General features: G+C 29.6%; 13 protein-coding genes. 6 read left to right on the top strand and 7 right to left on the bottom strand.

Annotation, left to right across the window (positions count from 1 at the left end; all coding sequences use genetic code 11):
• The first annotated feature begins 8 nt into the window (after positions 1 to 8).
• The 5 genes from HMPREF3023_RS04570 (at position 9) to HMPREF3023_RS04550 (ending at position 3,763) form a co-directional block, all read left to right on the top strand.
• Positions 9 to 989, top strand: coding sequence for a metallophosphoesterase family protein (locus HMPREF3023_RS04570; RefSeq protein WP_070701182.1), 981 nt, complete (start codon positions 9 to 11; stop codon positions 987 to 989).
• Entirely contained in the window at positions 986 to 2,437 is a 1,452-nt protein-coding gene (locus HMPREF3023_RS04565) for an AAA family ATPase (RefSeq protein WP_070701180.1), read from the top strand. The genes HMPREF3023_RS04570 and HMPREF3023_RS04565 overlap by 4 nt, the downstream gene beginning before the upstream one ends.
• A complete protein-coding gene (locus tag HMPREF3023_RS04560; RefSeq protein WP_070701178.1) occupies positions 2,438 to 2,671 on the top strand; it encodes a hypothetical protein in 234 nt (77 codons plus the stop codon).
• A 4-nt stretch (positions 2,672 to 2,675) separates the two neighbouring features.
• Positions 2,676 to 3,326 carry a DNA repair protein RecN gene (locus tag HMPREF3023_RS04555; protein WP_070701176.1) on the top strand — a complete coding sequence of 217 codons (651 nt, stop codon included), beginning with the start codon at positions 2,676 to 2,678 and terminating at the stop codon, positions 3,324 to 3,326.
• 101 nt (positions 3,327 to 3,427) lie between these two features.
• The gene (locus HMPREF3023_RS04550) at positions 3,428 to 3,763 is read left to right on the top strand and encodes a YerC/YecD family TrpR-related protein (protein WP_070701174.1); all 336 of its coding nucleotides are present in this window, start codon (positions 3,428 to 3,430) and stop codon (positions 3,761 to 3,763) included.
• A gap of 18 nt (positions 3,764 to 3,781) precedes the next feature.
• Here the strand turns inward: HMPREF3023_RS04550 and HMPREF3023_RS04545 are convergent, their stop codons facing one another.
• The 5 genes from HMPREF3023_RS04545 to HMPREF3023_RS04525 all read right to left on the bottom strand — a co-directional run bounded on the left by HMPREF3023_RS04545 (position 3,782) and on the right by HMPREF3023_RS04525 (position 9,837).
• Positions 3,782 to 5,503, bottom strand: a complete 1,722-nt coding sequence (locus HMPREF3023_RS04545; RefSeq protein ID WP_070701172.1) for an Rqc2 family fibronectin-binding protein — start codon at positions 5,501 to 5,503, stop codon at positions 3,782 to 3,784.
• A gap of 659 nt (positions 5,504 to 6,162) precedes the next feature.
• Complete coding sequence (locus tag HMPREF3023_RS04540) at positions 6,163 to 6,816, bottom strand: copper amine oxidase N-terminal domain-containing protein (protein ID WP_070701171.1); 654 nt, start codon at positions 6,814 to 6,816, stop codon at positions 6,163 to 6,165.
• A 12-nt stretch (positions 6,817 to 6,828) separates the two neighbouring features.
• Complete coding sequence (locus HMPREF3023_RS04535) at positions 6,829 to 7,827, bottom strand: tyrosine recombinase XerC (RefSeq protein WP_070701169.1); 999 nt, start codon at positions 7,825 to 7,827, stop codon at positions 6,829 to 6,831.
• Positions 7,828 to 7,876: 49 nt separating this feature from the next.
• On the bottom strand, positions 7,877 to 9,412 hold the full coding sequence (rny, locus tag HMPREF3023_RS04530) for a ribonuclease Y (protein ID WP_070701166.1): 1,536 nt from the start codon (positions 9,410 to 9,412) through the stop codon (positions 7,877 to 7,879).
• A gap of 128 nt (positions 9,413 to 9,540) precedes the next feature.
• On the bottom strand, positions 9,541 to 9,837 hold the full coding sequence (locus HMPREF3023_RS04525; protein WP_070701164.1) for a LysM peptidoglycan-binding domain-containing protein: 297 nt from the start codon (positions 9,835 to 9,837) through the stop codon (positions 9,541 to 9,543).
• 192 nt (positions 9,838 to 10,029) lie between these two features.
• Here HMPREF3023_RS04525 and lexA point away from each other — a divergent pair, with 192 nt between their 5' ends.
• Positions 10,030 to 10,650, top strand: a complete 621-nt coding sequence (lexA, locus tag HMPREF3023_RS04520) for a transcriptional repressor LexA (protein WP_070701162.1) — start codon at positions 10,030 to 10,032, stop codon at positions 10,648 to 10,650.
• 106 nt (positions 10,651 to 10,756) lie between these two features.
• On the opposite strand, the gene HMPREF3023_RS04515 is transcribed toward lexA, so the two are convergent.
• Together HMPREF3023_RS04515 and HMPREF3023_RS04510 are read right to left on the bottom strand one after the other, a co-directional pair.
• On the bottom strand, positions 10,757 to 12,013 hold the full coding sequence (locus HMPREF3023_RS04515; RefSeq protein WP_070701160.1) for an amidohydrolase family protein: 1,257 nt from the start codon (positions 12,011 to 12,013) through the stop codon (positions 10,757 to 10,759).
• 363 nt (positions 12,014 to 12,376) lie between these two features.
• Positions 12,377 to 13,663, bottom strand: a complete 1,287-nt coding sequence (locus HMPREF3023_RS04510; protein ID WP_070701158.1) for a methionine gamma-lyase family protein — start codon at positions 13,661 to 13,663, stop codon at positions 12,377 to 12,379.
• Positions 13,664 to 13,672: the final 9 nt, after the last annotated feature.

The raw sequence follows: 13,672 nt of genomic DNA, 5'->3' as shown, positions 1-13,672 counted from the left end.
GTGATTTATTGAAATTACTTTATTTAACAGATACTCACATTAGGGGAACTAGCCCAAAGAACAGACTAGATGATTATTGTGAAACTTTAAAAGAGAAATTAAAAGAAATTTCAAGTATTATTCAAGAAGAAAAAATTGATTTTGTATTACATGGAGGCGATTTATTTGACAGACCTGATGTTTCTGTCTCTATCGTCTCTGATTTTGCAAAAATTTTCCAATCCTACGGTGTTCCAATTTATATAATAAGTGGAAACCATGACATCTTTGGTCACAACCCTGACACCTTAGATAGAACCATGTTAGGGCTTCTATGCAATTTGGGAATTATGAATCTTGTAAATTACAAAAAGATAATCCTAGAAAAGGATAATCTACGAGTTCAATTAACTGGATCTCCTTATATATACTCTATGGATGACACTTCCAACAGGAGTAATTATATAGTTGATGAGGTTGATGACTCATGTAAGTATGCAATACATATGACACATGGTTTTTTAATTGACAAACCTTTTATTAAAGAGGTTTCTCATACACTTATAGATGAGATTAGAGATACAAAAGCAGATATAACCTTAGGGGGACATTACCATTTTGGATTTAAAACTCAGGAGCTTGATAATAAATTTTTTGTAAATCCAGGTGCCTTAATTAGAATTTCAAACTCCAAAATAGAAATTAAGAGAAAGCCTAAGGTGGATATTATTACCTTAGACGACAAAATTGAAATAAAAGAAAGATATCTTAAATCTGCCAAGCCCGGTGAAGAAGTTCTTGATAGGTCAGAAATGGAAAGGCATCAATTTAAGGGAATAAAAATGGCAGAGTTTAAAGAAAGTATCGAAGCCTCCACAAATTATAAGAGTCTTGATATTTTCGAATTGCTTTTAAGGATATCTAAAAGTGAAAATATAAGTGAAGAAATAAAAAAAGAAGCCCTTAAAAGGGTAGAAGAAGCTCAAATTAATGAGGGTAGATACTCATGATTTATATAAAAAAAATTGAACTTATAAATTTTCAATCTCACGGTCATACAGAAATTGAATTTGACAGAGGCCTAAATGTTATTTTAGGAAATTCTGATGCTGGAAAAACTGCTATCTTAAGGGCAATAAAATGGGCCCTTTATAATGAACCCAGAGGAGACTATTTTATTAGACAAGGAGAGAAGGATGTCTCAGTTAAAATTGTTTTCTCCAATGGAGTAGTTGTAGAAAGATCTAGAACTCCTTCAAAAAATTCATATTATCTACTTGATGCTCAAGGTGAAGAAATGAGATTTGAGGGTTTTGGATTAGATGTACCAAAAGAAATTACAGATGCAACTCAGATGTATAGGGTCTCACTTGATAATTCCAACAATAAAAGCATTTTAAATATAGCTGAACAATTAGATGGACCTTTTCTACTTAATGAACAAGCTTCATTGAGGGCTTCAGCAATAGGAAGGCTTATTGGGGTTAACTATGTCGATGATGCTCTTAGAACTGTTGTAAGAGATAATAAAAGAATTAATCAAGAAGTAGAAGGTCTAAGATCCAATAGAAATAATATCAAAGACCAATTAAAAGAATATGACTATGTAAAAGACTATAAAGAAAAATTCGAAAAGATCTCCGAAATTAGAGAAAAGATTGCAGGTCTAAAGGACAAACTAAATTTAGCATCTAACTTGAAAGAAAAATACGATATAAATAGTTTTGAGATAGAAAAAGTTCGTGACTTTATTGAAAAATTTAGCAATATAGAAACTATTGAAAATACACTCCCAAAAATTGAAGCCAATTTAATAAGGTGTAATGCCTATGAATCTTATTTATCAAAGCTTAATAAAACTGATTCGGAAGCAAAAATTTTGTCACAAAACTTAGAGAAGTTAAATGATATTGATATTTTATATGAAAAATCTAAAGAGATTGAATACAAGCAAGCTAAATTAAATTCATATACAAGCCTTTATAAGCAATATAAGTCTAACCTTGATTTAATCAAGGAAACTAAAAATAATATAGATTTATTTAAAAATGGAGAACGACTTACTGATATCGTTAGTTTTTTAGAAGATAAAATAAGCATATATTTTAAACTTTATTCAGAAAAGGAAATCCTCTCAAAAGTTACTGATAAATTAAATTATGGATATAATTACATTAAAGCTTTTGATAATAATACAAATATTGAAGAAATATCTAATGAATTAAATGAAAAGATAAGGTCTTTCATGTTGTTAAAAGACTTTTCTAGTAATTTGGAAGGAATAAAAAATAATTATATATTAGAAAATAATAATCTTAAAGATATTGAGAGTAGCATAAAAAATTATACTGAATCTTATGAAAATACTATTCTAGAGATTGGAGTTTGTCCTTTCTGCTATAGTGAAATAAATAATGAGTCCATTGAGCATATAAAATACCATTTGAGGAATGATTAAATGAATTATGAAGAAAATTTAAAAAATTTAAAAGAAGAATTAGACAGACTAAAAAATATGAAGTATAAGTCTGAGGCAAGACTTGAACAATTAAATTCTCAAAAAAAAGATATTTTACTTGAGATTGAAAAACTAGGTATTAAACCAGAAGATTTAGAAAAGGAAATATCTAATTTAAAAAATGAAATTGATAAGCTCTTTAACGAAGCCAATGACTTAATGCCAAGGTTGTGATTTTTTGGACATAAAGGAATTGGATTTAAATTTAAATAAATTAAATAATAAGATATTAAATGATGAGGGGAAAATTGAAATTTTAGAGGATCAATTAGAAAAAATTGAAAAAAGTCTTGAAGAAAAAGAGAAATATAGTGAAATTTTAAGTCAAGTATCCCTATTATTTCAAAAAACCTCTGAATTTGCTCGAGAACAATCTAAAAGGCAAATTGAAGATACTGTTACAAAATGTCTTCAATTTATTTTTGAAACAGATATTGAGTTTTTAATAGAACTATCTGAAGCAAGATCTGTACCCATAGCCGAATTCTTTGTGCAATCTAACTATTCTGAAGGTTATAGTATAAAAACCAAACCTGAGATAGCCCGTGGTGGTGGAGTTGTAGATATTATTTCACTTGCTCTTAGAATTGCTTTCTTACAACAAAATCAACCTAGCTTATCAGGACCTTTAATATTAGACGAGCCTGGGAAGCACGTAAGTAATGATTATATTTTCAATCTTGGTGAATTTTTGAAACAGTCGTCAAATGTTTTTAACCGACAAATTATTATGGTAACACATAATCCCCATTTGTCACAAATTTCAGACAAATCATTTTATGTAAAAAATAAGGGCGGAATCAGTGAAGTTAGCCCTTATCAAGAGTAATATTTTCTTGACTTTAGCAAGTAAAATTGTTAATATATTAATGAACATAAAGGGCGTTTATGTATTATATGCTAGAAAACTACAAGTCAGGAGGAAATACAATGATTTACGACTCAAAGTTAAAAAATAAAGATGTAGATGGATTGTTTGAAGCTATTCTTTTACTTGAAAACTTAGAAGAATGTTATAGATTTTTTGAAGATATTTGTACAGTTAAAGAATTACAAGCAATTGCACAAAGACTTCAGGTTGTTAAACTATTAGTTAAGAATAAAACTTATCATGAAATTGAAACTGAAACTGGAGCTTCAACTGCTACTATATCTAGAATTAATAGATCTTTAAACTATGGATCTGATGGATATAAATTAGTTTTACAAAGACTAAACTTTATAGATGAAGATGAAGATGAAGATGAAGATGAAGAAAAAGAATAAGGAATACCTTATTCTTTTTTATATGTTTACATTTATTGTTTTGTAATTTGTATAAGATACTAAACCTGGTTTTTTTGCAGGATGTCTTTTTACATTTATCTTGAAGGTATAGTCTACTGGTATATTTTGAGATTTGGATAATGAGCTATACTTAGCAGCCAATTTTGCTGCAGTCATCATTGCACTATTTGAGAAATCCCTATTATCATTTTTTAAAATTACATGTGATCCTGGAGCATCTTTTACGTGGAACCATAGATCATTTTTTCTAGCTTTTTTTAGAGTCAAATAATCATTTTGTTTATTATTTTTCCCAATGTAAATATCAAATCCATCTTCTGTTTTTATAACAAGATAATTTTCTTGAGAGTCTTTTCTTTTCTTCTTTTTATTATTTTTTTTCTTCTTTAGATAACCTTCTTTTTCTAACTCTTCGTATAATTCATCAATCTCATCAGGAGTCTCTGCGAAGTCGATATTTAATAATATAGATTCTAAATATTCCACTTCAGACTTTCCGATTTCAATTTGTTCACTTAGAAAAACAGCTGCATTTTTCAGCTTTGAATATTTCTTATAATATTTAGAGGCATTAGAAGGCCCATCCAATTTAGGATCAAGAGGAATTTTCATTTCTTCCATTTCATTATAAAAATTTTCTACTGTGACAGAACTTTCACCTTTTTCAATTCTATGAAAATTTGAAGATAAAAGATCGGCATAAACTTTAAACTTGTCTCTATTTAGGGCAGCATTGAGTTCATTTACTTGGTTTGATATCTTCCTATTAGTTTTTTCTATATGCTTCTTAACAGCCTTTCTAAGCTCTTTGCTCTTGGATCCTAAAGAATCCCTTAAAAATTTTGAATTATAAAATTCTTCTAGAAGGGGAGAGACCATTTCAACTTTTATTTTCTCATAATCACTTAATGATTCTAGATCAATTGAATAGAAGTCTTTAAAGACATCATCTCTAATGATTTTTATTGGAGAAAATTTATTGTCTCTAATATCCTTAAAGATACTAAGGAAATTCTTATTTAAGTTTTCCATCTCTTCTTCATTAAGTGAAGAAATATTTCTCTTAAAATCAATATCTGATCTATACTCCATCTCGCTACACATTTGTGGACTTATACCTGTAAAGTTCTTTAAAAAGAAAGATTTTAGATTAAGGTTCTCTTGAGAAGTCTTAATCAGATCAATTATTGAGTCTGTATCACAGGGATTAAGGCCACTTGATATATCTTCTTCATTATAAGTTAAACCAGGTAGAACTTCTCTAACGCTTGAAAGATTAAAATTAACTCTTTTTAGAGAGTCTATAATTTTTTTACTTTCATTATCAATAAGAATAACATTGGAGTGTTTACCCATAAGTTCAATTATAAGAGACTTTTCACTGTACATCCCTAGTTCATCACGAGATTTTACATGAATTTCAACTATCCTATCCATCTTATATTGATTAACAGCGAGTATTTGATTATTCTCAAGATGTTTTCTAAGAAGCATGCAAAATGCCGGTGGATTCTGCGGACTATCAAAGATTTCTTCACTAAAATACATTCTAGGGCTACCAGAAATGGAAATAAAGAGCCTTTCTCTTTTACCATTAGCCCTTATATTAATTAATAAATCGTTATTGTCACTTTGGTAAATTTTATCTATTCTACCACCATTAACACAATTATTTATTTCATATACTAAACTTTTTACTACTGTACCATCTAAGGACATAATTATCACCTGAGAGTAATTATAACATATTATAGCTATTGAATAAAAAGAACAGATAATCTAAACATATGTATAGAAAATGATTTTATAGGTGGAGAAGTAAAATTGAAAGAAGATTATAAAAAATAATAAAGGTATAAATTAAAAATTATTATCATTTATTATTTAATAGGGTATCATTATTTACTTGATAAAATATAATGACTGGAAACATTATAATAAAGGAAGTTTATGTATAACTATAATATATTAAATAATCTTAATATTAAATGATTTCACAAGCTAAAAAATCTAATTTAATGAAAGATATAGTGCAAGTTTAAAAAGATATAGTATAAGACTAAAATAGATGCGAATATAATGAAAATAAATTTAAGTTAAGGCTTTAAAATGCAAAATTAAAAAGAATAATAACTTAAACAATAAAAACAAAATATAATTAAGAAGGATAAAAAATTATAGAAAGTAGGTAGTAAAATGGTGAAAATCAAAAAATAGTAAATTTAAGATTTTTCTAAAAAAAGAGGGCTACAAGATAAAAATCTAAAAAAACATAAAAATTAGTCACAAAATTATTATTTTGTGACTAATTTTTTCTTCTTTTATATAAGATTTTTTTAGCTTTTAAGAGGTTCCCCTCTCACTCAACGGAATATATTTTAAAAATCAAATAGTGATTTCTCATTATTAGACTTATTTAACTCAGCTTTTGTATTCTTTAGATCTTTTAAATCTTTAGAATCTTCCTTAGATAATTCTTTTAATTCATTATCCTTCTTATCTAGATCCTTATTATCCTCTTCATAATTATATCTCTTTCCCTTAGTTTTAAAATTTCCAGAAATATAAACTGAATCATTCTTCCAATCTACATTAAGGCCTAAAGTTTCAGAAATAAATCTAATTGGAACATAGGTCCTTCCATCATAAAGTATTGCAGGAGAATCTAAATTAACTATACTTTCATTTCCTCCATTATTTACCTTTGCCTTAGTTGAATCTATATCCAGTTCAACTAAAACATCTATGGCTCCTATTAAGATACCACTAGTTTTAGTTTCCTTTCTTTGATAAAAGTTTATATTAGCGCCAAGGTTTTCTGTTATATATCTAACCGGCACCATTACCCTATCGTTAGTCTTGTCAAGATATGCACTACCCATATCTTCAGGTATATTTTGTATACTATCATTAATATAAATATTTATATCCTTATCAGCTGCTTCCTTAGGTAATTTACCAGCTGCAAAAACAGATGTACTTAAAACTGCGGACATAATTCCAATTCCTAATAATTTTTTAATGTTTTTCATAAAATCTCCTTTTTATTGATTCTTCTCTTCATTGTCTTTTGAAGCATTAGTTTTTAAATCTAAATTTGAAAGAGGGTTTGATGCCACCATTTTTCGCAAAGCTTCTTTGTTAACATGGGTGTATATCTCAGTAGTGTTTACAGACTCATGTCCCAAAATTTCTTGAAGTGATCTAATATCAGCGTTTCCATATTCATATAAAAGCGTAGCTGCAGTATGTCTAAGCTTATGGACAGAATACTTTTTAGTGTCCAGTCCAGAATTTTTCATATGTTTTTCTATCATATGTTGAATAGACCTATTACTCATTCTTTGTTGTCTCATTGACAAGAATAAAGCATCATCCTTAATTTGAGGACGTACTTTTAAATATTCCTCAATAGCATAAATTGAAGCTTCATTTAAATAAATGACTCTTTCCTTGTTACCCTTTCCAATAACTTTTAGAGTATTATCTTCTTGTAAATGAGAAATATTTATACCTGCTAGTTCCGAAAGTCTCATTCCACAGTTTAAAAACAAAGTAACTATAGCATAATCTCTTTTTTTATAGAGAGGCTTACTCTTAGATTCTTCAATTGTTCTTAATAAATTTAAACTTTGATCTAAAGTTAAATAAACTGGAAGAGTCTTCTCCACCTTGGGCATATCTATATCTATAACAGGATTAATTTTTATTATATCAATCTTTGCATGGAGATAGTTATAAAAACTCCTAATTGAAGAGATTTTTCTAAACTTGGACCTATTAGATATCTTCCTTTCTCTTTCCAAGAAAGCATTATAAGCATAGACATCTTGTTTTGTTACACTTTCCAAAAGTTCAGGACTAATGTCTTCAATAGTTATGTCGTCAAAATCAACCTTTGAGTCTACAATACCCTTTCTTCTCTTTATAAACCTTACAAACATCCTAAGATCATAATAGTACTCTTTCACTGTATTATCAGAAGCTCCCTTAGTTGATTTCATGTAATCTAAAAAATCATCAATTAAGTTCGAATTTATCAAGCTATCACCTCCTATAAAATAAAAAACCTGACAAAAGTCAGGTTCTTAATTATTTAGCGTATTCAACAGCCCTAGTTTCTCTTATGACATTTACTTTAATTTGTCCTGGGAAATCTAGCTCTGCTTCTATTCTCTTAACAATCTCTCTAGCAGTGATAGTAATCTCTGCTTCAGATATTTTTTCAGGTTTTACAATTATACGAATTTCACGTCCAGCTTGAACAGCATAGGATTTTTCAATTCCATCAAATTCATTTGCAATTTCTTCAAGTTTTTCCAATCTTTGGATATAGGATTCTACTGTTTCACGTCTAGCACCTGGTCTTGCTGCAGATATTGCATCTGCTGCTTGAACTAATACTGATTCAACACAGTTAGGTTCAACATCACCATGGTGAGACTGAATTGCATTTATAACAAATTCTGACTCGTGATACTTTCTTGCAATTTCAACCCCAACATCAACATGTGGAGCATCAAGATTCCTATCAACAGACTTACCTAAGTCGTGAAGCAATCCTCCTCTTTTAGCAAGCTTAACGTCAGCGCCAATTTCACCTGCAAGAATACCAGCAATCTCAGAAACTTCAACTGAATGCTTAAGGTTATTTTGTCCATAACTAGTTCTATATTTAAGTCTACCTAAATATTTAATAATTTCTGGATGAAGACCATGAACTCCAGCATCATAAGCTGCCTGTTCACCAGATTCTTTGATGATAGTTTCTACTTCATTCTTAGCTTTTTCAACAGTTTCTTCAATCTTAGTTGGATGAATCCTACCATCGTTAACTAGCTTTTCAAGAGCTACTCTTGCAATCTCTCTTCTTATTGGATCAAAACAAGATAAAACTACAGCTTCTGGAGTATCGTCAATAATTAAATCAACTCCAGTTATTGATTCAATAGCTCTAATGTTTCTACCTTCACGTCCAATTATTCTTCCCTTCATTTCATCATTTGGAAGATTTACAACTGCTACAGTAGACTCTGCAACTTGATCAGCTGCACATCTTTGTATTGCTTGCGCAATAACGTTTCTAGCGTATTTTCCTGATTCTTCTTTGATCCTATTTTCATTTTCTTTAATAATAAGTGCAGATTCATTAGTTATTTCTTTTTTAAGTTCATTTAAAAGAATTTCTTTGCCCTCGTCCTTTGTAAGACCAGCAACCTTTTGAAGTTCCTCTTCTCTTTGCTTTACAAGTTCATCAGCTTGGTCTTCTTTTTCTCTTAGACCTTCTAATTTCTTGCTAAGTTTTTCATCTTTTCTTTCAACTTGAGAAGATTTCTTATCTAATTGGCGCTCTTTGGATAAAACTCTATCTTCTAATTCCTTAATTTCAGCTCTTCTTAATTTAGCTTCATTTTCTTGTTCGGATCTTAACTTTTGAATCTCTTCTTTAGCTTCAACAAGCAACATTTTCTTTTGTGTTTGTGCTTGATTTTCAGCATCGTATATTATCTTTTTAGATAATTCTTCAGCATTTTTAAGTTTACCTTCAGAAATATATTTTCTAATAGCATAGCCAACAGCTAAGCCAATAATACCGATTATAATAGATATTAAAGTACTAAAACCCATTCTACACACCTCCTATTTAGTTTTCATGTTTCAAGTTTTAAAATCATAATTAAGGCAGAAAGCCTTAAAATAATTGTATATCTTTTAAAAGCATAAGTCAAACAGAAAAGCGTGTCCAATGCCTCAATCTATTTACTTTTATAAATAGGAATTGCTAGCTTGTATCCTGGCTTTATATCATATGATGAAATACTATTTGCTTTCTCTATGTCCATTACAAATCTCATTTTATTTTTATATTCATAATTTTCGGATATAGTCCAAATAGTATCTCCCCTCTTTACTGTATATACATCATAGACAATTTCTTTGTCTTTAAATTCCAATTCTGATTCGTTCTTTACTACTAATCCAGAATTAAAAATAAAAATTAGTAAAAGAAAGAAAAGAACTTTTTGTTTTTTAATTACTATAGTACGTCTCATATAATCACCTCAAAAATATTAACGACAGTTTAAACCTTTGTATCAAACACCTGTATTAAATATAAGTTCTAAACAAATGTTATATCATTTGTTCTTTTTTGTCAATATAAAAGAACAAAGTTTTTAAACCAAAGTTTGAAATGCTTGTTCAAATGTGATATTATATATTTATAAAAATTAGGAGGTAAATCCATGTACGATGATTTAAACCAAAGAGAACTTGAAATTTTATTTTTTATTAAAAGATTTATCGAATCAAAATCCTACCCACCTACTGTTCGTGAAATTTGTGCTGGCTGTAATATAAAATCAACTTCAACTGTTTACTACGCCCTTGAAAAATTAGAATCTACTAACTATATAAGAAAGGATGCATCAAAAACTAGAGCAATTGAAATTGTTCCACAAGACGATGATATCTTGATGCTAAAAAAGAAAACTGTTGATGTACCTGTAGTTGGCAAGGTTACTGCCGGTGCTCCAATACTTGCTGTTCAAAACATCGAAGATACTATGCCTTTACCTGTTGACTTTGTTTCTGATAAGGAACTTTTTATATTAAAGGTTTCTGGAGAAAGTATGATCAATGCAGGAATATTCGACGGCGATTATGTAATTATTGAAAAAACAAATTGTGCTTCTAATGGAGAAAAAGTTTTAGCTTTAATCGAAGATGAAGCAACAATAAAAACTTATTACAAAGAAGAAAATAGATTTAGACTACAACCTGAAAATGATACAATGGAACCTCTATACTTCGAAAATATTGATATACTAGGCAAAATAGTTGGACTTTATAGAAGATTTAATTAAATATACATCTAAAAATAACCCCTTCTTTCCAAATTAGGATAGAGGGGGTTTATTATGTTCTTATTAAAGTATGAGATTAAAATTAGTTAATAAGTCAAAAAATTTATTATAAATTTAGTGGAACTTCAAATTCTCTTTTAGCCTTTTTAAATAAGAATTCACCATTACGCACTGATGATAGGCATTCTGCCCTATTTCTTATGGCTTCAAACTCATTTGGTGCATCAAGAACAATAAAGTTTGCAGGTTTTCCTTCATCAAATCCATACTCATTTTGAATGCAAAGAGCCTTTGCTCCATTATAAGTTATTAAGTCTAGATTCTTTCCAAAATCTTTTTCTTCCATAAGTTGTGCAAGGTGGATCCCATTATCAAGAATATTCATAAGATTACCATTACCTGCTGGATACCAAAGATCAACAATGGAGTCTTGCCCAAAGCAAACATTAATATCATTATCCACGAATTCACGAACTCTAGTTAAGCCACGACGTTTTGGATAAGTATCTTGACGTCCTTGTAGAAAGGCATTTTCTGTTGGTAGGGATACAAAGTTTAGTTTAGATTTCCTAAAGAGTCCCATCATTCTAAATGCATAAGAATCATCAGAAGATCCAAAGGAGCAAGTGTGACTTGCAGTAGTTTTTTCTGATATTCCCTTTATCATTGCTTCAGCATTGAGAACTTCTAAAAATCTTGCCATCACATCATCAGTTTCATCACAGTGAACATCGATTAATTTATTGTGTTTTAATGCTAGGTCAACTATTTCTTTTATAGATTTTTCACCAATTTCACGACTCCACTCATTGTGAGGAATTCCTCCAACAACTTCACAACCTAACTCAAGAGCTTCTTCAACAAGGTCTCTACCAGTTTTGCCTTCTTCTTTGTAAGAATACATACCATTTTGAGGGAAGGCTACAACTTGGATTGTCACCTTATCTTTTAATTCATCGCGAACTTCTAGAGCAGCCTTAATACCTGTTAGATTTGGATCAGTACAGTCAGTTTGTGCTCTGATATATTGAGTTCCATAGGAAACACAATCTTCTACAGCCTGACGAATTCTCTTCTTCATTTCTTTCTTAGTTGATTCTTTTTTAAAATAATTCCAAAGGTCTATTGCTTCAAATAGTGTGCCTGACTCATTCTTAACTTCATCTGTCTTTCCTATCATGTAATAGTCTAGGTGAAGATGAGCATCGACATAAGGTGGGATAACAAGGTTTCCATCTAGATTTATGACTTCATCTGCTCCTCCTAAGTCCTTTCCAAATTTTACAAATTTACCATCTTCAACTAAGATTTCTGTAGCATCTTTATAACCATAAATTTTTCCATTAATAAATTTCTTTTTCATTAAATCCTCCTAGTATTTTATGATAGTTTTTTTGTTGCTTCATCTTCAATTAAATATATTAGAAAATTATTTATCTTCTTTCACAAATAAAACTATTGTATATAAATTATACACACTTATATTATATTACTTAGCTGAAATAAAGCAATTTGTAATAAATAAAACTAATCTTTTTCAATAAAATTAAATCAGATTAATTACTCATAATACGTTTATCTATTTAATTTTTAAAAAACTATTATTACTTCTACAAAGTCAGAATTATAAGTAATAAAAAAGAATAGGTAACTTACCTACTCTCTTTGAATCCTTTATTTTATTTTTTTATAAGCTATCAAGACCAAACTGTAAATTTTAAGCTTATTAAATCTCTATTAAGCCTTCCTTGTAAAGGGCATTTAATAAGTTTATAAGTGAAAATTTAATGTGATAGTAAGAGAGGCCTCCTTGGAAATATACATAATAAGGTTCTCTCATAGGTCCATCTGCCGATAATTCAATAGATGAACCTTCTATAAAGTCGCCTGCTGCCATTATTACCTGATCATCATAGCCTGGCATATCCCAAGGGATTGGCGTGAACTCTGAGTCTACTGGAGAAGAAAATTGAATGTACTTGCAGAAAATTTCAAGAATTTCTGGTTTTTGTAATTCAATTGCCGTAACAATATCACTTCTTGGGTCTGTGCTAGAAGGTATTGTTTTAAAACCTAATTCTTCAAAAGATCTTGAAAATAATGTTGCACCTCTTATTGCATCTTCAACAATTTTGGGTGACATAAAAAGTCCCTGAAGTATTTGTCTTGTCATACCAAAAGTTAGTCCACAGTCTTTACCTATTCCAGGAGCTGTTAAAAAATTTGCTGCCCTTTCAACAAGTTCTTCCTTGCCCGCTACATATCCCCCTGTATAACAAATTCCTCCACCAGGATTTTTTATTAGAGATCCTGCCATAATATCAATCCCAATTTCACTTGGTTCAATTAATTCTGTAAATTCTCCATAACAATTATCTACGAATATTTTTATATCTTTGTTAATTTTTTTAACTTCATCTACGGCCTCTTTAAGTTCAGAAACTGTAAAAGCTCTTCTATTAGAATAACCAGTTGATCTTTGCATGATAACAAGACTTGTGTTGTCCTGGATATAATCTTTTATGCTATCAACATCTATCATATTATCAACTAGAGGCACTTCAGAGTATTTGTATCCAGAATTGATTAAGGAGTCTGGACTATCACCTCGAAGTCCTATTACCTTTTGTAGAGTATCATAGGGTGTTGAGGTTACTGATAAGAAATGATCGCCTGGTTTTAATACAGATTTAATTGCTAGAGTAATGGCATGGGTTCCTGAGACTATATTTGACCTAACAAGACTGTCTTCAACATTAAAAATCCTAGTGTATATAGACTCCACTTTGTCTCTTCCAATGTCCCCGTATCCATATCCTGTAGTCCAATTGAAATCAGTTGCTTTTAATCCTTCTTCCTGCATAGCTTTTAAGATTTTTACTTGATTGTATTGAGCTATGTCACTGAACTCTTTAAATCTATCTTGTAGCTTCTCCTCTATATTATTTACAAATTCAATTATTTTTGAATTTATATTATATTTTTCTTTAAATAAGTTATCGTATACTGTCATCTTTTCTCC

The sequence above is a fragment of the Peptoniphilus sp. HMSC075B08 genome (genome assembly GCF_001815405.1).
Taxonomy (GTDB): domain Bacteria; phylum Bacillota; class Clostridia; order Tissierellales; family Peptoniphilaceae; genus Peptoniphilus_A; species Peptoniphilus_A harei.
The sequence above is the reverse complement of the archived record's forward strand: the minus strand, read 5'-3'. Positions and strand labels throughout refer to the sequence as shown.

Excerpts from the sequence above, each read along its gene's own strand:
- HMPREF3023_RS04565 (WP_070701180.1), top strand. The coding sequence starts at position 986 with ATGATTTATATAAAAAAAATTGAACTTATAAATTTTCAATCTCACGGT.
- HMPREF3023_RS04560 (WP_070701178.1), top strand. The coding sequence starts at position 2,438 with ATGAATTATGAAGAAAATTTAAAAAATTTAAAAGAAGAATTAGACAGA.
- HMPREF3023_RS04550 (WP_070701174.1), top strand. The coding sequence starts at position 3,428 with ATGATTTACGACTCAAAGTTAAAAAATAAAGATGTAGATGGATTGTTT.
- HMPREF3023_RS04545 (WP_070701172.1), bottom strand. The coding sequence starts at position 5,503 with ATGTCCTTAGATGGTACAGTAGTAAAAAGTTTAGTATATGAAATAAAT.
- HMPREF3023_RS04540 (WP_070701171.1), bottom strand. The coding sequence starts at position 6,816 with ATGAAAAACATTAAAAAATTATTAGGAATTGGAATTATGTCCGCAGTT.
- rny (WP_070701166.1), bottom strand. The coding sequence starts at position 9,412 with ATGGGTTTTAGTACTTTAATATCTATTATAATCGGTATTATTGGCTTA.
- HMPREF3023_RS04525 (WP_070701164.1), bottom strand. The coding sequence starts at position 9,837 with ATGAGACGTACTATAGTAATTAAAAAACAAAAAGTTCTTTTCTTTCTT.
- lexA (WP_070701162.1), top strand. The coding sequence starts at position 10,030 with ATGTACGATGATTTAAACCAAAGAGAACTTGAAATTTTATTTTTTATT.
- HMPREF3023_RS04515 (WP_070701160.1), bottom strand. The coding sequence starts at position 12,013 with ATGAAAAAGAAATTTATTAATGGAAAAATTTATGGTTATAAAGATGCT.
- HMPREF3023_RS04510 (WP_070701158.1), bottom strand. The coding sequence starts at position 13,663 with ATGACAGTATACGATAACTTATTTAAAGAAAAATATAATATAAATTCA.